This is a genomic window from Achromobacter colocynthidis (assembly GCF_057334535.1).
Genome location: NZ_JBHFIZ010000036.1, coordinates 146793 through 166597 on the forward strand (window position 1 = coordinate 146793; position 19805 = coordinate 166597).

Genomic DNA, 19805 nt, shown 5'->3' on the forward strand with positions numbered 1-19805 from the left:
CAATGCTGCCCGCATGATCAGGTAAGGTGTAGCCCCTTGCACCCCTTATCTCTTCATTCCTGGAGTCGTGAATGACCGGATTGTTTATCGTGGTGGCGGCGCTGGCGTTCCTGATGCTGGCGGCGTATCGAGGCTATAGCGTCATCTTGTGCGCGCCCATTGCAGCCATGGGCGCGGTGTTGTTGACGGATCCATCCGCGCTGGCCCCCGTGTTCTCGGGCATCTTCATGGAGCGCATGGCGGGCTTCGCCAAGCTGTATTTCCCCGTGTTCCTGTTGGGCGCCGTGTTCGGCAAGCTGATCGAGCTGTCCGGATTCTCACGCGCCATCGTGCAGGCCGTGCTGCGCATGATCGGCGCCGAGCGCGCCATCCTGGCCATCGTGATGGTGTGCGCGGTGCTGACCTACGGCGGCGTGTCGCTGTTCGTGGTGGTGTTTGCCGTCTACCCCTTCGCGGCCGAGATGTTCCGCCAAGGCGGCATTCCCAAGCGGCTGATGCCCGGCGCCATCGCGCTGGGCGCGTTCACCTTCACCATGACGGCATTGCCCGGCACGCCGCAGATCCAGAACATCATCCCCACCACCTTCTTTGAAACCACCACCTGGGCCGCGCCCTGGCTGGGCCTGATCGGCGCGGCGTTCACGCTGACCGTGGGCATCACGTATCTGGAATGGCGGCGCAAACGCGCAGCGGCGGCGGGCGAAACCTATGGCACCGACCTGCGCAACGAACCCACCACGCCCGCTACCGAACGCGATCACCATCCGCTGATCGCGCTGCTGCCGCTGGTGGTCGTGGGGGTGGTGAACTTCCTGCTGACCCGCTGGATTCCCGGCTGGTATCCGGCGGGCGCCGAAGTGGACCTGCCTGGCCTGGCCCAGCCCCTGCCCGTCAACGCCGCCGACCAGGTGGCGCTGTGGGCGGTAATGGGCGCGCTGATCGCGGGTATCGCGACCATCCTGATGTTTTCGTTTTCCACCATCAGGGCGCATTTTGCCGAAGGCAGCAAAAGCGCCGTGTCGGGCGCGTTGCTGGCGTCCATGAACACGGCGGCCGAATACGGCTTTGGCGGCGTCATTGCCGCGCTGCCGGGATTTCTGCTGGTGGCCGACGCGCTCAAGGCCATTCCCGACCCGCTGGTCGGCGAAGCCGTGGCGGTGACGTCGCTGGCGGGCATCACCGGGTCGGCATCGGGCGGCATGAGCATCGCGCTGGCCGCGATGGCGCAGACCTTTATCGACGGCGCGGTGGCGGCCGGCATCCCCATGGAGGTGCTGCACCGCGTCGCCGCCATGGCCAGCGGCGGCATGGACACGCTGCCGCACAACGGCGCGGTCATCACGCTGCTGGCCGTTACCGGCCTGACGCATCGCCAGTCGTATGGCGACATCTTCGCCATCACGCTGATTTCAACGCTGTCGGTGTTCGTGGTGATTTCGGTTTACTACCTGACCGGCATCGTCTGATCGAACGCGGTGGCGAACACCTGGGTTAGCCACTGCGTAAAGACGCGCACCCGCGCCGACACCTGCCGGTTCTGCGGATACAGCACCGACACCGGCATGGGCGCGGGCGGCAGATCCGGCAGCACGACGCGCAGATGCCCGGCCGCCAGTTCACGCTCGACGCGATAGCGCGGCACCTGCACCAGGCCCAGGCCGGCCAACGCCGCGCTGGTGTAGAGCTCGGCGCCCGTCACGCTGACCACGGACGCGGGCTGCGCCGTGACATTACGCCCGTCCACCATGAAGTCCAGGGGCATGGCGCGGCCGGTGGCGCTTGAGATGTAATCCACGGCCCGGTGGCCGGCCAGATCGTCCAGGCCGGTGGGTTCGCCAAAGCGCGCCAGATACGCGGGGCTGGCCACCGTCACCTGCGGCATCAAGGCGATCTGCCTGCCCGCCAGGGATGAATCCTGCAAGGTGCCCGAGCGCAGCACGCAGTCCACGCCTTCACGCACCAGGTCCACCAGCCGGTCGTCCTCGCCCAGATGCAGGACGATGTCGGGATAGCGTTCCAGAAAGCCAGGCAAGCCCGGCATGAGGAAGTATTTGGCCAGCGTACCCTGCGCATTGACGCGCAGCAGCCCCTTGGGCGCGGTGTTCAGGAAGGCGCCGTCGGCCTCTTCCAGGTCCGCCAGCAAGCGCACGCAGCGTTGGTAATAGGCCTCGCCGTCATGCGTCAAGCGCACCTGACGGGTGGTGCGTTCCAGCAGCCGCGCGCCCAGACGCTTTTCCATGCGCTTGATCAGGTTCGTGACCGTGGCGCGCGGGATGCGCAGGTCTTCCGCCGCTTGCGAAAAACTGCGCCGCTCGGCGATGCGGACGAATACCTGCATTTCCTGGAAACGGTCCATGGGTGGCTGCCGATTATTAATGCAAATGAAATTAACTTAGCGAATATAGGGTAATTATTTTCAGTTTGGAATAGTTCATGATTCGTTCCATGCAGTTTCGATTCCCTGTTTTGCCTTTGCTTTGCCTTCCCCTTTCACTGGAGCCCCCCCATGAATACGCAAACCCTTGATCACGCATCACAACGCGTCGCCCTGATCACCGGCGGGTCGCGCGGTATTGGCGCCGCCATCGTGCGCCGCCTGGCGCAGGACGGTTACGCCGTCGCCATCAACTACGCCGCCAGCGCCTCGCACGCCGAGGCCTTGGCCGACGAGATCCGCCAGGCCGGCGGCCGCGCGCTGGCGGTGCGGGCCGACGTGGCCAAGCCCGCCGAGGTGCGCGCGCTGTTCGACAAAGTGGAATCGGAATTGGGCCGCGTCAGCGCGCTGGTCAACAGCGCAGGCGTATTGAAGGTGCAGCCGCTGGCGCAGACCAGCGACGAAGACTACGACCAGACCTTCAACATCAATACCCGAGGCACCTTCAACACGCTGCGCGAAGCCGCCACGCGCCTGGCCGACGGTGGCAGCATCGTCAACGTGTCCAGCACCACCGTGGCGACCAACCTGCCGGGCTATGCCATCTACATCGCCAGCAAGGCCGCGGTGGAAAGCCTGACGCATGTGTTCGCCAAGGAACTGCGCGGGCGCCGCATCACGGTCAATGCCGTGGCGCCCGGCCCCGTCGCCACCGAACTGTTCCTGACGGGCAAGAGCCCCGAATTGATCGAGCACTTTGCCAAGATGCCGCCGTTGGAACGGCTGGGCCAGCCGGAAGACATCTCGGGCATCGTGTCATTCCTGGCCGGCCCCGACAGCGGCTGGGTCAACGGCCAGGTGCTGCGCGCCAATGGCGGCATGGCCTGAGCGCGTCGTTAGAACCGGTATTGCGCCGTGGCCACCACGGTGCGCGGCTCGCCCACCTGGATCTGCCCGGCGCTGGTGGCCGAGCCGTAGTAGGTCTTGTCGGTGATGTTGCGCATGGCCAGGCGCCAGTCCCACTTGCCGGTGCGATAACCCACCAGCGCGTCCCACCGCGCATAGCCCGGCAGCGTCGTCAGGTTGGTGTTGTCGGCGTAGCGTTCGCCCACGAAGGTCAGCCCGGTTTCGCCGTACAGGCCCTCGGCCGGCTTGTAGGTCAGGAAGACGCTGCCGTTGCGCCGCGCCACGTTGCTGACGCGGTTGCCCGCCATGCCGTTGTTGTCTTCGATGATGGCGGCGTTTTGCAGGCCGATCCCGCCACGCAGATACCAGTTGCCCGTCAGCCGGCCGGCGGCGGTCAGCTCGATGCCGCGTGAACGCTGCTTGCCGGTCAGCAGCACCAGCGTCGGGTCGTTGGGGTCGGTGGTGCGGCGGTTATAGAGTTCAAGCTGGTACAGCGCCAGCGTGGTGCTCAACTGCCCGTCCAGCCAATCGCTCTTGACGCCCACTTCCGTCTGGCGCGTGTGTTCGGGCGCCAGCTCGTTGGTGTTGCCGCGCGCGTTCGGCGTGATGCCGATGGTGCCGCCGCCCGTGGGTGAAAACGTCTTGCTGTACGAGGCATAGAAGGAATGGTCGCGCAGCGGCGACCACACCAGCCCCACGCGCGGGCTGACGCCGCGGCTGTCGTGCGACGCCGAGGCATCCAGCATGCGGTTGGTGGAATCAATATTGAAGCGGTCCATGCGCACGCCCAGCAATACCTGCCAGGCGTCGTTCAGCCGGATCTGATCCTGCACGTAATAGCCCTGGCTCTTGACCTTGTGGCGCGCGTCGCTGCTGAGCGCCATGGCGCCGTTGTGCTGCTGGGACAAGTCCGGATCATAGAGATCCAGCGCCGGCACGGGCTGCGCGCCCGGCCCGCGCGTGGCGGCGGAATACAAAGTGGGCGACCGGTCCTGGTGGGCCAGTTCCACCCCGAACAGCACGCGGTGCTCGATGCCGCCGGTATGGAACACCCCTTCGGTTTCCAGGTTGTTGGTGATGTTGCGCGTGCTTAGGTCCTGCTGCCAGCGTGTGCGCGTGACCTTGCCGGTGGCGGCGTTGTAGCCCGTCAGGTAGGTGTTGTCGAAATCACTGTCCAGCTTGAACACGCCCAGCGTGTAGCGCAGTTGCCAATCGGGCGCCAGCGTGTAGGCCAGCCGCGAGCGGAAGGATTGCGCGCGGTCGTCGATGTAGTCGCGGTCGGGGTCGCCGTAGACGGTGCTGCGGCCCACGTCCGCAGGCCGGCCGTTGACGCTGGGAATGCCGCGGTCGGGCGTGCGGTCGTAGCGGCTGTATTCGTACTGCACCAGCCAGTCCAGGTTGGGCGTGATGCGCCAGTTGATGGCGGGCGCCACCAGTTGGCGCGTGCCGCCGATCTTGTGGCGAAAGCTGTTGCTGTCTTCCTGGCCCAGGTTCAGGCGCACGCTGACGTTATCGCTGGGGTCGGCGCTGAAGTCGCCGTACACGCTGCGCAAATCCCAACTGCCGGTCTGCGCTTCGATGCTGGATTCGCGGCCCGGCTGCGGCGCCTTGCTGACGCGGTTGACGATACCGCCCTGGCTGCCCCGTCCGTACAGCACGGCGGCCGGCCCCTTCAGCACTTCGATGCGTTCAATGTTGTGCAGGTCGCGCACGTACTGGCTGTCGTCGCGGATGCCGTCCAGATAGAAATCGCTGCTGGCGTCAAAGCCGCGGATACGCACCGAGTCAAAGCGGGTGTCTTGCGCGCTGGACACGTTGGGCATGCCCGACAGTGCGTCGCTGATCGTCGTGACGCCGTAGTTCTGCACGTTTTCGACCTTCACGGTGTCGATGGTCTGCGGCACGTAGCGGGCCGGCGTCTGCGTGCGCGTGGCGGTGGTGACTTCCGGCACACGCGGGTCGTCGGCGTTGGCGCCTTCGACACTGATGGCGGGCAATTGGGCGGTCTGCGCCAGTGCCTGCGGCAAGGCGGATGACAGGGCGAACGCTACCGCCAAAGAGAGGGAGCGTGGGACAAACGGCGGATGCATCGCAAGACCTTTACGTCGGTTCAGGAAAATGAAAGGCGCGATGCTATCGAGAATTGATTCTATTTCAAATGAGACTCAATCTTGTTGCAGTGCTGCAACATCCTCATCCGAACGCATGACGGCAAGCGCACCGCAAGCGGTTTGGCGCCCTGCCCGCAAGGTCGCGAATTTGCGAGCTTGGTCATCCGTTGCGGCGATGCGCGCCTCGCCCGAGAGGCCGAGGGCTTGCTCCGCTTGGCAAGACTTTCTCTTTAATCACTCGGCGGTTCGACCTACGGCCAAGTCTGGCCAGTCGGACGAGGTTTGCATGAGACGGCACCCGGAAGCTCTGGTTTAGGCTGACCCGGCAGTACTCCGACTCACCTTGATCGATTGGACGAAAGCAAATGAATCAACTCATTCATACAGACTGCCACCCCTTCACCGCCGCGGGCAACATGAAGCAAATCTCGGCCTTTTATGAGGAGGGACGCCGAGTCATGTGGATGATGCTGCGCGCACAACCGCGGCCGTGCTTTAACCACGAACTCATCGACGAAATCATGACCCTGGCGCGCGCCGCCAAGGACTCGGGCCTGCCCATCGACTTCTGGGTCACCGGTTCGCTGGTGCCGCAGATCTACAACGTGGGCGGCGATTTGAATTTCTTCGCCGAAGCTATCCGCAACGGCAAGCGCGAAGCGCTGCGGGCCTATGCACGCGCTTGCGTGGACTGCGTGCATGCAGCCTCGCGCGGCTTCGACACCGGTGCGATCTCGTTGGCGATGATCGAGGGCACGGCGCTGGGCGGCGGCTTTGAAGCCGCATTGGCACACCACTTCGTGCTGGCGCAGAACAATGCGCGCATGGGCTTTCCGGAAATGGCGTTCAACCTGTTTCCGGGCATGGGCGGCTATTCGCTGGTGGCGCGCCGTTCGGGCATGAAGCTGGCGGAAGAGCTGATCAGCTCGGGCGAATCGCATACGGCGGAATGGTTCCACGGCAAGGGGCTGGTGGACACCTTGTTTGAACCGGGCGAGGCCTACCGCGCCACGCGCACCTTCATCGATGTGATGCGGCCCAAGCTCAACGGCATGCGCGCCATGCTGCGCGCACGCCAGCGCGTGCTGAACCTGTCACGTTCCGAACTGATGGACATCACCGAGGATTGGGTCGAGGCCGCATTCTCGATCGACCCGAAAGACCGTGCCTACATGGAACGCCTGGTGCTGGCGCAGAACCGCCGCAGCGCCGTCAGCAGCGAGGCCGTGCAGGAAGCCACCATGCACTGAGCGCGCCCCCGCATCGCGCGGGCTGCATCAGGCGATCAGATGCAGCCGGCGCCGCTGAGCCAGCCAGGCAACGAATTCAGTCGCGGGCATGGGCTTGGCGTACAGATAGCCTTGCTTGGCGTCCACGCCCAGCGTATCCAGGAAGGCGGTTTCCTCAAGCGTTTCCACGCCTTCCGCAATCACCTTCAATTCCAGCGTGCGCGCCACGGCCACGATGGCGCGGGCCAGCGCTTGCGACACCGGGTTCTCGTTCACGCCGCGCACAAAGCTGGCGTCCAGCTTGATGGCGTCCAGCGGAATGCGCGCCAGTTGCGACAGCGACGAATAGCCGGTGCCGAAGTCGTCCAGGTGCACGCGCGCGCCCAATTGGCGGAACTGCTTGATGAGATCGATGGCGGCGTCTTCGTCATCGATCAGGCAGCTTTCGGTGAGCTCGATATCCAGCATGCAAGGCTCCAGGCCCGCATCGCCAATGGCGCGCATGAAGTCGCTGACCACGCCCTTGTCGTCCAACTGCCGCGCCGACATGTTGATGGCGATACGGATGTTCAGGCCGTCGCGCTTCCAGGCCGCGGCCTGGCGCGCGGCTTCGCGCATCACCCACACGCCCAGCGGCGAGATCAGGCCGGATTCTTCCGCATAGGGAATGAAGGTGCCGGGGCAGACCATGCCACGATCGGGCGAGCGCCAGCGCAACAGCGCTTCGACGCTGTGGACTTCACCGGTGCGGCCCACCAGCTTGGGCTGGTAATACAGCATCAGGTGATTCTCGGACAAGGCCTTGCGCAGGTTGGTGTCAAGCCACACGTAGTCGGCGTTGCGGCGGTCCATGTCGGGCTGGAACACGCGGTAGGTATGCCGCCCTGCTTCCTTGGCCACATACATGGCGATGTCGGCGCTGCGCACCACGCTGTCCAGGTCGGCGCCGTGGTCGGGGTACATGGCGATGCCGATCGAGCAACTGGTGTAGACCTCGATCAAGCCCTGGCGGAACGGCTCGCGCAGCCGTTCGATGATGCGTTCGGCAGTGGCTTCCAGTTCCCAGGCCTGCGCCTGTTCCTGCAATACGATGAATTCGTCGCCACCCAGGCGGGCCAGCGTCTGGCCCGGCGACAGGCAGGTTGAAATCGCCACCGACACAGCCTTGAGCAGGCGGTCGCCGAAGCCGTGGCCATAGTGGTCGTTGATGCGCTTGAAGTTGTCCAGATCCAGAAACAGCACACCGCCGCGCCCGTCCTGCCCTGCCGCCAACGCCGCTTTCAAGCGCGACGTAATGGCATGCCGGTTAGGCAGGTTGGTCAGCATGTCGGTATTGGCAAGCACGCGCAGCCGTTCCTGCGCCTGGCGTTCTTCGGTGATGTCGGTGCCCGAGCAGATCAGGTACACACGCTTTTCACCGCTGCCGCTGGTGACGAACTTGTTGCGAAACAAAAAGAGCCGTGGGCCCTTGACCGTGTTGATGAGGCGCTCGACCTCATACGACTGGCCGCGTTTGTAGAATTCCGCGATATTGCGGCGCGAAGCAATGGCCTCTTCGCGCGTCATGAACATTTCGAACACGCTACGCCCGACGATGTCTTGCTCGCGCTTGCCGGTGTATTCCTCGCTGAGCTTGTTGAAGCGCTGCACGCGGCCGTTCTGGTCCACGATGACGATCACCGAATTGGCTTCGGACACCACCGTCTCGGCAAACGACAGGCCTTCGACCAGGTCCTTGGCGACGGATTCGGTATCGGAATAGGCGGACGCGGTGCCGGCCCATTCGTTCGGATTGATCTTGCGGCCCACCAGGTGCAAGCGCAGCAGATCGCCGTACAGCAAGATGTCGATGCGCACGCTGGAGGTAATCCCCGTCAGCGATCGAACCGTGTCTGCCTGATCCGGCCGCAGCGCCAATGCGATGTTGGTCGCCCCCTTGATGGCGGCCAACTGTATGGCGTCGCTATCGGCCGACAGACGCCAATAAGGGCTGTGCGTACCGAACTGCGTGTACAGGATCGACTTTTCGTCTTGATTCTCTGTCATCGTGGTATCCCCCCACTGTCCTAGGCTGGACCGCAAAGTACATTACGGCCTAGTCCGAACAGGGTCAATACCCGTTTGCGGTGCAACAAACGCTGTATTACGGATTATTGCAACGGCAGTCTGAACCGGCGGCGTGCCCACCTGCTTCCCCGCGCCCTTTAGTGCGCCGGGTTCCCCTGCGACGAACGTCTTGTTGCGCGGCCCCTTTTGGCGTCGCACAAAAAATAACGCCGAAGACTTCGTTCGGAAATCTTCGGCGTGTGGCGTAAATGGTTCAGCCGAGAGGCGCAGCGATCAGGCTTACTCTGGCTTCACGCCGGCTTCGTCGATCACCTTGGTCCAGCGGGCGACTTCCGCCGACACCCGTTTGCTCGCATCGGCCGGCGTGGTCCAGGTGGCGATGGCGCCCTGGTTCAACAACGACGCCTTCACCTCTGGCTTGGCCAGGATTTTCTTCAACTCGCCATTCAAACGTTCGATTACCGGCGCCGGCGTGTTGGCGGGCGCAACGATGCCGAACATGGAGCTGACCTCGAAGTCCTTCAGGCCCGCTTCCGCCGCGGTCGGCACGTCCGGCAACGCGTCCACGCGCGCGGGGGACGTCACCGCCAACGCGCGCAGCTTGCCCGCCTTGATGTTGCCCTGCGCGGCAGGCACGGTTTCGATCATGCTCAACACCTGGCCGCCCATCAGGTCGGTCATGGCGGGGCCGCTGCCCTTGTAGGGCACGTGCAGGATGTCGACGCCGGCGGCGCGCTTGAACATTTCGCCCGCCAGATGCTGCGGCGAGCCGTTGCCGGCCGAGGCCATGGTGATGTAGCCCGGCTTGGACTTGGCCAAGGCAATGAACTCGGACAAGGTCTTGGCCTGCACCGACGGGTTCACCACGAACACCAGCGGCACCGTGCCCACGATGGACACCGGCGCGAAACTCTTTTCCACGTCATACGTGACGCGGCCACGGTACAAGGCGGCATTGATGGAGTGGCTGGTCAGCGCGCCCATCAGCAAGGTGTAGCCATCCGGCTGGGCCTTGGCGACCTGGTCGGCGCCAATGTTGCCCGCCGCGCCCGCGCGGTTTTCCACGATCACGGACTGGCCCAGCGCGCCCGTCAGTTCCTGCGCCAGCACGCGGCCGATCACATCGGTGGCGCCCCCAGGCGGGTACGGCACGATCAGGCGGATAGGCTTGTCCGGGTAGGCAGCGGCGGACAGGGCCGGGGCGGACACGCCGGCACACAAGGCCAGCAGGGATAGCAGGACGGCACGGCGTGGCCGCAGACGCAGGTCTGACATAAGGTCTCTCTCCAGCCGGGATGAGTATAGGAATGGACGGACGCCCGGCTCGTCAACCGCGCCAGTTTAGGAGCGTGAACTTGATTGAAGAATCAGAATTTTTCTATCGACTGATCGGTAATTTCGATCAATATTCCGGCATACAGGAACCGCTTGCCGTCGCTTTCAAAGGCTGGATATGATCTTGGACCTGGATTATCAATAATATTATCGGGACTGAAAATGACGGACGAGACCAAGGGCGCCAAGCCCGCGATGGGCCCTTTTGATAGCGACAGCGCCACCGCGCAGGGCGTGGCGCGCGGGCTCACGAACTACGGCGACAAGGGCTTTTCGCTGTTCTTGCGCAAGGCGTTCATCAAGGGCGCCGGCTTGTCCGATGACGCCCTGGCCCGTCCGATCATCGGCATCGTCAACACCGGCAGCAGCTATAACCCCTGCCACGGCAACGCGCCGCAACTGATCGAAGCCGTCAAGCGCGGCGTCATGCTGGCCGGCGGTCTGCCCATGGACTTCCCGACCATTTCGGTGCACGAGAGCTTCTCGCAACCCACCAGCATGTACCTGCGCAACCTCATGTCCATGGACACCGAGGAAATGATCCGCGCGCAGCCCATGGACGCCGTGGTGCTGATCGGCGGCTGCGACAAGACCGTGCCCGCGCAACTGATGGGCGCGGCGTCCGCCGGCGTGCCCGCCATTCAATTGGTCACGGGGTCGATGCTGACCGGCTCGCACCGTGGCGAACGGGTCGGCGCCTGCACCGACTGCCGCCGCTACTGGGGCCGCTACCGCGCCGACGAGATCGACGCGCCGGAGATCGCCGACGTCAACAACCAATTGGTCGCCAGCGTGGGCACCTGTTCGGTGATGGGCACGGCCAGCACCATGGCCTGCATCACCGAAGCGCTGGGCATGATGGTGGCGGGCGGCGCGTCCGCCCCGGCCGTCACCGCCGACCGCGTGCGCGTGGCCGAACGCACCGGCGCCACCGCCGTCGCCATGGCGGCATCGCGCCTGACGCCCGACCAGATCATCAACGGCAAATCCATCGAGAACGCCTTGCGCGTCTTGCTATCGATTGGCGGGTCCACCAACGGCATCGTGCACCTGACCGCCATCGCCGGCCGCCTGGGTATCGACATCGACCTGGCGGGCCTGGACCGCATCAGCCGCGAAACTCCCGTGCTGGTGGACCTGAAGCCGTCGGGCCAGCACTACATGGAAGACTTCCACGACGCCGGCGGCATGCTGGCGCTGCTGCGCGAACTGCGCCCCTATCTGCATCTGGACGTGATGACCGTGTCCGGCCGCACGCTGGGCCAGGAACTGGACGACGCGCCCGCGCCCTTCAAACAGGACGTGATCCGCACGGCTGCGTCGCCGATCTACCCCGTGGGCGGCCTGGCCGTGTTGCGCGGCAACCTGGCGCCGGGCGGCGCCATCATCAAGCAGTCGGCCGCCAACCCCAAGCTGATGGAACATGAAGGCCGCGCCGTGGTGTTCGAAGACGCCGAGGACATGGCGCGCCGCATCGACGACGACGCGCTGGACGTGACCGCCGACGACATCCTGGTGCTCAAGCGCATCGGCCCGACCGGCGCACCGGGCATGCCCGAAGCCGGCTACATGCCGATCCCCAAGAAACTGGCGCGCGCGGGCGTGAAGGACATGGTCCGTATTTCAGACGGCCGCATGAGCGGCACGGCGGCCGGCACCATCGTGCTGCACGTCACGCCCGAATCCGCGATTGGCGGCCCGCTGGCTTACGTGCAAAATGGCGACCGCATCCGGCTGTCGGTGGCCAATCGGGAAATTGCGCTGCTGGTGGACGATGCCGAACTGGCGCGCCGCGCGGCGGAAAAGCCCATCACCCGGCCCACCGCCGACCGCGGCTACCGCAAGCTGTTCCTGCAAACCGTGACGCAGGCCGATCAGGGCGTTGACTTCGACTTCCTGCGCGCCGGCGTTACGCATGACACGGTGCCGAAGAAATAGGCCGACTCGATGTAAGCCGTTGCGAAGCGGCCGATGCGAAGCAGCCGTTTCAAAATAAGCAGACCAACGTAAGCCGACTGAGCAAACGCCCGCAAACATGAACGCCATCACGCCCGACGCCCTGCAAGCAGAGGCCCCCGACGCCACGCAATCCGCGGTGGCAGCCCTGGAAGAAGACATCGTCTTCGGCCGGCTGCACCCGCGCGAACGCCTGACCGAAGACGAGCTGATGGCGCGCTTTTCCATGAAGCGTCATGCCGTGCGGCAAGTGCTGACCGAGCTTGAATTGCTGGGCGTGGTGGAAAAAAAGCGCAACGTCGGCGCCGTCGTGCGGGCATTTTCCGCGCGCGAAGTCATGGAGCTGTACGCGCTGCGCGAAGTGCTGGAAGTGCACGCCGCCAGCCAGATGCCGCTACCCGTTCCCGAAGCGCGACTGGCGGCCTTGGTCATGGTGCAACGCGAACACGACGCCGCCGTGGCCGACGGCGACGCACGCCGCGTATTCCGCAGCAACCAACGCTTTCACCGCGAATTCTTCGGCCTGCTGGACAACGCCGTGCTGGGCCAGGCGATTGAGGAATACGCCCGCCGCACCCACCCGATCCGCTTCGGCACCCTGGTTGCGCCGGCCTACCGCGAACGCGCAAGGCAGGAACACTGGGCCATGATCCAGGCGCTACGCGCGGGCGACCGGGACGCGCTGATGGCGATCTGCCGGAATCATTTGCTGCCTTCCAGAGACGCCTATCTGGCGTCGGAGCAGACGCGGTTGCGGGCGTGAAAATCCGCGGCGCTTCATAGATCAGGCAAGGCTGAAAAGAGAAAATCCGCGTTACCGATCGCGGCGGTGCTTAGGATAAACGCAGGGCATTTCCATTAATGATGCCTGAAGGCACCACCGTCTACATTTCATAATCGTCCTATAGCTCTACCCCAACGATGTGCCCGACGATATCGGGATCACATTCCGGGGGGGGGCTATCGTGACTCATCAATGCGACCTGCGTTTTAGTTTCGGCGTCGTCGGCGGCTTGGATTTCGAGCTTATTGAGTTCACGCTTGATGAGGCACTTTCCGAACCGTTTCGCCTGGACCTCGAACTGGCCAGCGACGATGCGTCGATCGACTTTTCCCGGATCCTGGATCAACCCGCGCTGCTGACCATCTGGCGCGACGACACCCCGGTGCGCTATGTGCACGGCGTGGTGTCCCGCTTCGAGCAAGGCACAACCGGCTTTCGCCGCACGCGCTATCGGGCCACCGTTGAACCGCGGTTGGCCCGCGCAGGCCTGTGTTCCGATTGGCGCATCTTTCAGCTGTTGTCCGTGCCCGAGATTCTGCAACTCGTGCTGAAAGAGCACGGCATTCTCGACTACGAGCAGACGATTACGCACGAGCACCTGCCGCGTGAATACTGCGTGCAGGCAGGCGACACGGACCTGCACTTTCTCGAACGCCTGGCCCGCGAAGAAGGATTTTTCTACGCCTTTCATCACCACGCCAAGGGCCACCGGCTGGTGCACAGCGACCGGCTGCACATACACGGCAGCATTGACGGGGACCCCGTGCGTTATCAACCCGCGCCCGGCGGCGACCAACCCGAACCCGCGCTACGGCGGTTTTCTTATGCCGAGCAAGTCCGTACCGCTCGGCAGACCCAGCGCGACTACACCTACACCCACCCGCAATACGCCCAGGAGCACAGCCGCGACGGCGGCGACCTGCATCATCAGCACGCGCGCTACGAACGCTACGACTACCCGGGCCGCTACAAGCGCGACGAAGCGGGCAAACCCTTTACTGAAAACCGACTGCGTGGCCTGCGGCGGGACGCGCGCGTCGCAACCGTCGAAGGCGACGATCCGCGCCTAACTCCAGGACTTTCATTCGAACTGGTCGGCCATCCGCGCACCGACCTCAACCAAGGCTGGCGCCCGATACGCATGCGACATCACGGCGTCCAGCACACCAGCCAGCAAGAAGACGGCGCCGATGCCGAACGAGGCACACGCTACGGCTACACGGCAGAGCTCGTGTCCAAGCACGCCGAATGGCGGGCCGAGCCCTTGCCCAAACCCAGGATCGACGGGCCGCAGATTGCCACGGTGACCGGGCCCGCCGGCGAGGAAATCTATTGCGACAGCTATGGACGGGTCAAGGTGCAATTTCCCTGGGACCGCCTGGGCAAGCATGACGAGCACAGCTCCTGCTGGATACGCGTGTCGCAGAACTGGGCGGGCGCCACTTGGGGCCACATGGCCATACCTCGGATCGGACAGGAAGTCATCGTGAACTATCTGGACGGCGACGCGGACCAGCCGGTCATCACCGGCAGAACGCACATGGCGCTGCAACTGCCGCCCTATGAACTGCCGCGCCATAAGACACGCATGACCATCAAGAGCCAGACCCACAAGGGCCAGGGCTATAACGAGCTGCGCTTTGAAGACGAACGCGACCAGGAAGAAATCTACGTCCACGCGCAGAAAGATCAGAACATTCACGTCAACCACGACGAAAGCACGTTTGTCGGGCATGACCGCAGTGAAAAAGTAGAAAACGACGAAACCATCGTGATCGGCCACGACCGCGAAGACACCGTGGGCAATGACGAGCGCGTCGACATCGGCCAAGACCGCCGCCACCGCATCGGCCAGGACGACCTGCTGGAAATCGTGCGCGACCACACCATCATTACTGGCAAGGACCGCACGGAAGAGGTCGGCAACAACCGTCGCGACAAGACGTTTGCCAATCACTGGGTAGAAACGGGCGGCCACGTCGAGCACCAGGTGCAGGGCCATCACCACATTGAAGCCCGCCAGGCCATTGAACGGAATACCCCCATTTACCGCCTGCGGACCCGCGAACGGATCGTGCTGCAAAGCCCTGGCGGGTCCATCACCCTGGACGAGGGCGGCATCACACTGGATGGCGTGGCGATCAAAATCAAGGGGCCGCTCAGTCAGCAGGGTGCCGGCGCCGGCCTGCCCCTGAACATCGACGGCGCGCCAAACCTGGACGAACCCGTTTGCCTGAGCTGCTGGATCAAGGCCGCAAAGGAGCGCACCGCGCTGATGAAGGTAAGCCCATGATTCCGCAGCAACTACAACGTGCGTTGGAGGAAGACATCCACGCCGCGCCGGCCGGACAAACGCGGTACCTGATGGTGCTGATCGATATGGCGGGGTTATCGGATGCCCAGCGCGGCAGGATCCGGAACGACATGGCTGGCCGGATGCATTCCCTGCTGTTGCATCCTGATTTTCTGGCCTTGCGACCGCTAGGCGCAATGCTGGTGGGATCGGACGACAGCAGCCCCAAGTCGCGAGATGCCCTGCTGTCGATCGCGGGCGCCTACGATGCCGACATCGTCCAGGCCTGGATCACCAGCGTCCTCAGCCCTGCCGACCTGGCCACCCATTTGAGCCAGGCCTGTTTCGCGCTAGGCAAAGACGGCGAACGTTACTTGCTGCGCTATTACGACTCCTTGATCACACCCGTCCTGTACCGCACGGCGGATGCCGCTTGGGTCGCCAGCGTCTTCGCACCGGTAATTTCATGGTGGTTCGCGGGCGCCAACATCCAGCACCCGCAATGGCACCGCATTCCCGGCAGTGCAAACGCACGCTGCCGGCCACCCAGCCCGCTGGTGCTGACAGAAACGCTGTGGAACGCCTTGGCGGGCAATCCACTTCCCCACCGACTGCTGGACGAACTTGAACAAGTTTCGCCAGACGTTTTCTCCACGCAATGCCGTGGCGTCCGCCTGGCGCAGATCCGGTCTCATCTTGCCTCGGCGAATCAGATTGGACTGAACCGCCACGACGATCTGGTTGCCTACGTATTCACGGCACTGTCGCGGCCGGCGGCCAGCCTGCAAGCCGACCGCGCATGGCAACACGCGCTACAGCAGGCTGTTGCTGGCGAAGCGCCGCTAGCCGTCACCACTCCGATTCCCACTCCACGCAACAGGACTGCCCGATGACGACGCCAACCCTTGAGTCCCTGGTGCCGCAAATCCTGCGCATCGCCGACAGAACCCGTTGCGATGCCGGCCCCAGCCCCGTGGTCGCGTGCAAGAGCGAAGTCGCCATCCTGCCCCTGCGCTACGCCGTCCTGACCGACGCCGACCCGGCCCTTGAAGCCTTGGCGCCAGCGTTGCCGCGTCACCTTGCGTCCGGGTTACCGCCACTCCAGGGCGAGTACGCGCGCTATGCCGTGCGCACGATACGCAGGGGCTATCTCTACCTGTTCACGAAGCGCTTCCAGGACGACTGGTCCTGCGAAAGCGCCTACCGCACCTATGACAGCGGTCTATTGAAGCGTGTTTTTCCGTATGCCCCCCAGCGCTTCGAACGCGAGCCACTCCACGCGCAGCGAGCCAGCGTGCACGATCTATACGGCTCGGCCGAGAGCGGCCCGGGCGGCTGGACCCTTTGCCTGAAAGCCCCTGAAGACATCGAAGAACTTCGCGCCCTGTTCACGCCCGACCCCTTGACGACACGCATGCTGGACTTGATATCCAGCTTCAGTCCGCTGCGCAATCAACTGCAAGCGTTCGATATCCGCAGATTGATGATGTCGTGCTCGCGGGCAGCCGACGTGCTGGATCCCAGCATCATCAATGACACGTTGGCCGACGCCATCGCGCAAGACCAGCCGAACACCGCGCCAGTTCTGGCCAGCCAGTTGTATTCCGATCCTGAAAACCGCTACGCGCGCAACGTTGTCGCCCTGGACCTAAAGGAAAGCGCGCGCCGTGCTCGTGGCTTTGGAATCGTGCTGCATGACGCCATCGGGATCACCCAGCAGCTCAATAGCTGGCGCAACGACGCCTATGAAGCAGTGCAGCGCTATCTGGACAAAAAGGACGACAAAGGCATTGAAAACCAGCGCAAGGTCTTGGTTGCGCAGGCGTTTATCGACGTCAAGCAGCAGTTCGAATCCCGCTCGGCCGCGCTGGAAGCCCAGCACTACATCGATATCGAGCGCGCCCGAGTCTATGATCCGGGCATGGCGGCGGGCCGCAACTGGATCTTGAACGACGACGAGCGCGAACGCTGGGACAACGAAGCAGACCGGTACATCACTCAGTTCGAAGACACCCTGCGCGCCAAGATGCAGGCGAAGCTGGATAGCGGTGAGTACCGGCGTAGATTCGACAGCAAATACCTGTCGCCCGCAAACCCTGGGCAGGCGGTGCGCGTGGCGGACATGGACGTGGAGTTGAAGACCTTCGACGCCGTGTCGGCGACCGCTGAAGCCGTCGGCGCCAAGCGCGCCAAGAATCACGAACGATGGCTCGCCAGCGAGCAACTGCTGACCGCGCTGGACGTCTACGACGACAGGGATCTGGCCAGCGGCTGGCGCTTCGCGGGCCAGACAGGCTTGTGCGTGTTGGGCGCGGATGGGTGCAAAAGTACAGCGGATCTGATCGAAAAGTGGTGGGCCGGGAACCCAACCGAACGCGCCAACTTGGCGATGCGCGGCTTTGCGCTGAATCAAACAGATATTCAAGCGGAATTGCAGCGGACGCAGGAAGAAGCGCGCGGTCAAGGGCAAACCCAGGCGCAAAGCCAAGCGCCCAACCCCGTCCTATCCAACGACAGGATGATCCAGCAAGTTCAGGCGGGGTTCGTCGCGGTTCAACACCTGGCCGATCTATTCGACAAAGCGAATGGCTTATTTGAAGCGTTGGCCGCCACCGGCGAAACGAATCTGGCGGGCGGCGCTTTGGCCTGGTATTCCAGCCTGGGCCGCCAATCCCTGCGCTACGGCTCGGCCGGCAAGGAATGGTATTTCCATAACATCACCCGAAGCTGGCTGGCCGCCAGCATCAGCAAACGTGCCACGAACATGCGCATTGACGAACTGACCAAGCTGGGAAGAAGCGCGGATCCCAAGCAGTTGCGCGCGCAAATTGGCAGGAACACCCGATTCGCATTTGCCACTGAACTGGTGGACGCCCATCGCAGTGACTTTTACAAGCTACGCGCCAGCAGTTGGCTGCTGTTCTTTGAAGCGGCGTTGATTGCCTTGCGGGTGCGGGACATGCCGAACGACGAACGCGGCGTGGGGGAGTTGATCGCCCATGGGTTGCTTGCGGGCGCTGCCGGGACGGAGATCTTGGCGGCGGGAACGGAGCTGGTACTGGGGCACTACAGCGCGGCCAGCGTGACTGGACGGGGCGCGACGGTTTTTCAGGGGCAACTGAAGCTGGTCGGCGGCGCGTTGGCGGCGGTGGGTGGGGTGGTGTTGATGGGGTATGACTTGAAAGACGACCAAGCCGCAACGCGCGAGGGAAAAACGGAATTGGCTCTGGCGTACCGACTACGGCTTGGGGCCGCGCTTGCAATGGTTGGCAGCCAGTCGAGTATTGCTTTCGCCGCCGCTGGTCCGATGCTGAAGATCCTGGCGGAGCGAGGCGGAAAGTCATACGCGATAACTTCCATCATCATGGCGGCGGCGAAGGTATCCGCGTACCTCGGCAAGCCGGCCATGCTGGTCCTGCTACGCAGTGCACTACTGCGTAGCACGTTGATAGGCGTCGCCGCCACCGTAGCTATAGCCATCTTTGACGACGACGCTTTGGAAAAATGGTGCAAGCGCTGCACCTACCGCGGAGTCGACTACCAAGACAACAGCCCGCATAAGGAAATGGAAAAAGAACTGGCCGACCTGTACGGCGCCTTGCTGGAGATAATCTGATGTACTTGATGGAGTGGATTCTTTGGCTTTCCGTCATCAAATCCGACGCGTGGCTACAGGAAAAGACGGACGAAAATCCGAACGATATCGTCAACAAGGCTTTAGAACCCGTATACGAAGACCTACTTGTCGCCGAATATGCGCGATTGCGCGCCTCACGCTTTGACCACGCCATGTCCAGAGGCCCCGTCTACGCCTGCGACAACACCATCCTCGAAATGCGCTGCGGTGGAATGGAAGAAAAGCGCGGATTTATTACGATGATTTCTGTCTTCATATTAGGGGCTGCGGTGGAGGCATTTATATACCTTCCGACACTCTTGTCCGAGTTTGACAGAAACCCCTGGGGCATTGCCCGCACGCTGCATTTGATACTCGTTACCGTGCAGGGAGTGGGCCTCCTCTACGTCTACTTCAAATACCTCTTCCGCTTCACCCGCCTGGAATCCTTCACTTCCCGCCACCTTCTTATCCGCTTCAACCGCATCACCCGCCAGGTCTATCTGCACCGCCCGCCCAGTTGCGGCGGTATCGCCGTGCTGCCTTGGGACGACATTCATCACGATGAAGTCCCCGGCGTGAACCTCGTCGTCGGTTGGTACCCGCCCTACTCTCCGCTTCCGTTTCCCAACATGGTCTTCGTCGGAAAGAAAAGCGTCACCGAATTCGAAATGAAAGCCGAATGGGAATACATCCGCCGCTACATGGATGAAGGCGGCCTGGATGCGGTGGACCCGCCGCGCCTCAGTTCGCACCTGCCCTTGCCTTGGCCGGCGTTTGCGCCGCAGTTCGAGGCGCTGGGTCCGTACCTGCGTCACAGCGGCCCACTGACGTGGCTCGGAATGCTATTGATATCTCCGGCCCTGGTGGTTATCGGGCTGGGGCATTGGGTGTCGCTGCTGTTGTGCTGGCGTCCGCGTTGGCCAAAGATCATCCGGGAAGCCGGACTGCCCGGCAAGCCGACTCCACCATTGACCACCATCGACGACTACCCGCCGGGTATTCGTGCGGCGCTGCTGGAAAATGCACATCGATGGGTGGTCCGGCCGGGTTCGCCGCCACCACGGCCCAAACGATTTTCCCTCAAGGGAAGCTGGGATAACCGCAAACGCTAACCGCCAGCGGCCAGCCGCC

At 63.5% G+C, this 19805-nt stretch carries 14 protein-coding genes; 10 read left to right on the forward strand and 4 right to left on the reverse strand.

Features of this window, described 5'->3' with window-relative positions:
• Positions 1–71: 71 nt before the first annotated feature.
• A complete protein-coding gene (locus tag ACE04A_RS19490) occupies positions 72–1466 on the forward strand; it encodes a GntP family permease (protein ID WP_448717179.1) in 1395 nt (464 codons plus the stop codon).
• Here the strand turns inward: ACE04A_RS19490 and ACE04A_RS19495 are convergent.
• Complete coding sequence (locus ACE04A_RS19495) at positions 1445–2356, reverse strand: LysR family transcriptional regulator (RefSeq protein WP_448717180.1); 912 nt, start codon at positions 2354–2356, stop codon at positions 1445–1447. The genes ACE04A_RS19490 and ACE04A_RS19495 overlap by 22 nt on opposite strands.
• Positions 2357–2506: 150 nt before the next feature.
• Here ACE04A_RS19495 and ACE04A_RS19500 point away from each other — a divergent pair, with 150 nt between their 5' ends.
• A complete protein-coding gene (locus ACE04A_RS19500) occupies positions 2507–3262 on the forward strand; it encodes an SDR family oxidoreductase (RefSeq protein ID WP_448717182.1) in 756 nt (251 codons plus the stop codon).
• Between the two features lie 8 nt (positions 3263–3270).
• Here ACE04A_RS19500 and ACE04A_RS19505 read toward each other — a convergent pair whose 3' ends face one another.
• On the reverse strand, positions 3271–5370 hold the full coding sequence (locus tag ACE04A_RS19505; RefSeq protein ID WP_485820417.1) for a TonB-dependent receptor: 2100 nt from the start codon (positions 5368–5370) through the stop codon (positions 3271–3273).
• A gap of 386 nt (positions 5371–5756) precedes the next feature.
• Here ACE04A_RS19505 and ACE04A_RS19510 point away from each other — a divergent pair, with 386 nt between their 5' ends.
• Positions 5757–6641 carry a crotonase/enoyl-CoA hydratase family protein gene (locus ACE04A_RS19510; RefSeq protein ID WP_100855262.1) on the forward strand — a complete coding sequence of 295 codons (885 nt, stop codon included), beginning with the start codon at positions 5757–5759 and terminating at the stop codon, positions 6639–6641.
• Between the two features lie 27 nt (positions 6642–6668).
• Here ACE04A_RS19510 and pdeR read toward each other — a convergent pair whose 3' ends face one another.
• Together pdeR and ACE04A_RS19520 are read right to left on the reverse strand one after the other, a co-directional pair.
• Complete coding sequence (gene pdeR / locus ACE04A_RS19515) at positions 6669–8666, reverse strand: cyclic di-GMP phosphodiesterase (RefSeq protein ID WP_279994496.1); 1998 nt, start codon at positions 8664–8666, stop codon at positions 6669–6671.
• A 300-nt stretch (positions 8667–8966) separates the two neighbouring features.
• Positions 8967–9962 (reverse strand): Bug family tripartite tricarboxylate transporter substrate binding protein, encoded by a 996-nt coding sequence (locus tag ACE04A_RS19520; RefSeq protein WP_485820418.1) that lies wholly within the window; start codon positions 9960–9962, stop codon positions 8967–8969.
• Positions 9963–9994: 32 nt separating this feature from the next.
• Between ACE04A_RS19520 and ACE04A_RS19525 the strand changes: the two genes are divergently transcribed.
• The 7 genes from ACE04A_RS19525 to ACE04A_RS19555 all read left to right on the forward strand — a co-directional run bounded on the left by ACE04A_RS19525 (position 9995) and on the right by ACE04A_RS19555 (position 19786).
• Positions 9995–10144 carry a hypothetical protein gene (locus ACE04A_RS19525; protein WP_485820419.1) on the forward strand — a complete coding sequence of 50 codons (150 nt, stop codon included), beginning with the start codon at positions 9995–9997 and terminating at the stop codon, positions 10142–10144.
• 40 nt (positions 10145–10184) lie between these two features.
• On the forward strand, positions 10185–11960 hold the full coding sequence (locus ACE04A_RS19530; RefSeq protein WP_279994492.1) for an IlvD/Edd family dehydratase: 1776 nt from the start codon (positions 10185–10187) through the stop codon (positions 11958–11960).
• A 97-nt stretch (positions 11961–12057) separates the two neighbouring features.
• On the forward strand, positions 12058–12741 hold the full coding sequence (locus ACE04A_RS19535; RefSeq protein ID WP_448717186.1) for a GntR family transcriptional regulator: 684 nt from the start codon (positions 12058–12060) through the stop codon (positions 12739–12741).
• Between the two features lie 202 nt (positions 12742–12943).
• A complete protein-coding gene (locus tag ACE04A_RS19540) occupies positions 12944–15055 on the forward strand; it encodes a type VI secretion system Vgr family protein (protein ID WP_448717188.1) in 2112 nt (703 codons plus the stop codon).
• Positions 15052–15948, forward strand: coding sequence for a DUF4123 domain-containing protein (locus ACE04A_RS19545; RefSeq protein WP_448717189.1), 897 nt, complete (start codon positions 15052–15054; stop codon positions 15946–15948). Before ACE04A_RS19540 ends, ACE04A_RS19545 begins: the two co-directional genes overlap by 4 nt.
• The gene (locus ACE04A_RS19550) at positions 15945–18671 is read left to right on the forward strand and encodes a T6SS effector BTH_I2691 family protein (RefSeq protein ID WP_485820420.1); all 2727 of its coding nucleotides are present in this window, start codon (positions 15945–15947) and stop codon (positions 18669–18671) included. Before ACE04A_RS19545 ends, ACE04A_RS19550 begins: the two co-directional genes overlap by 4 nt.
• Entirely contained in the window at positions 18671–19786 is a 1116-nt protein-coding gene (locus ACE04A_RS19555; RefSeq protein ID WP_448719091.1) for a hypothetical protein, read from the forward strand. Before ACE04A_RS19550 ends, ACE04A_RS19555 begins: the two co-directional genes overlap by 1 nt.
• Positions 19787–19805: the final 19 nt, after the last annotated feature.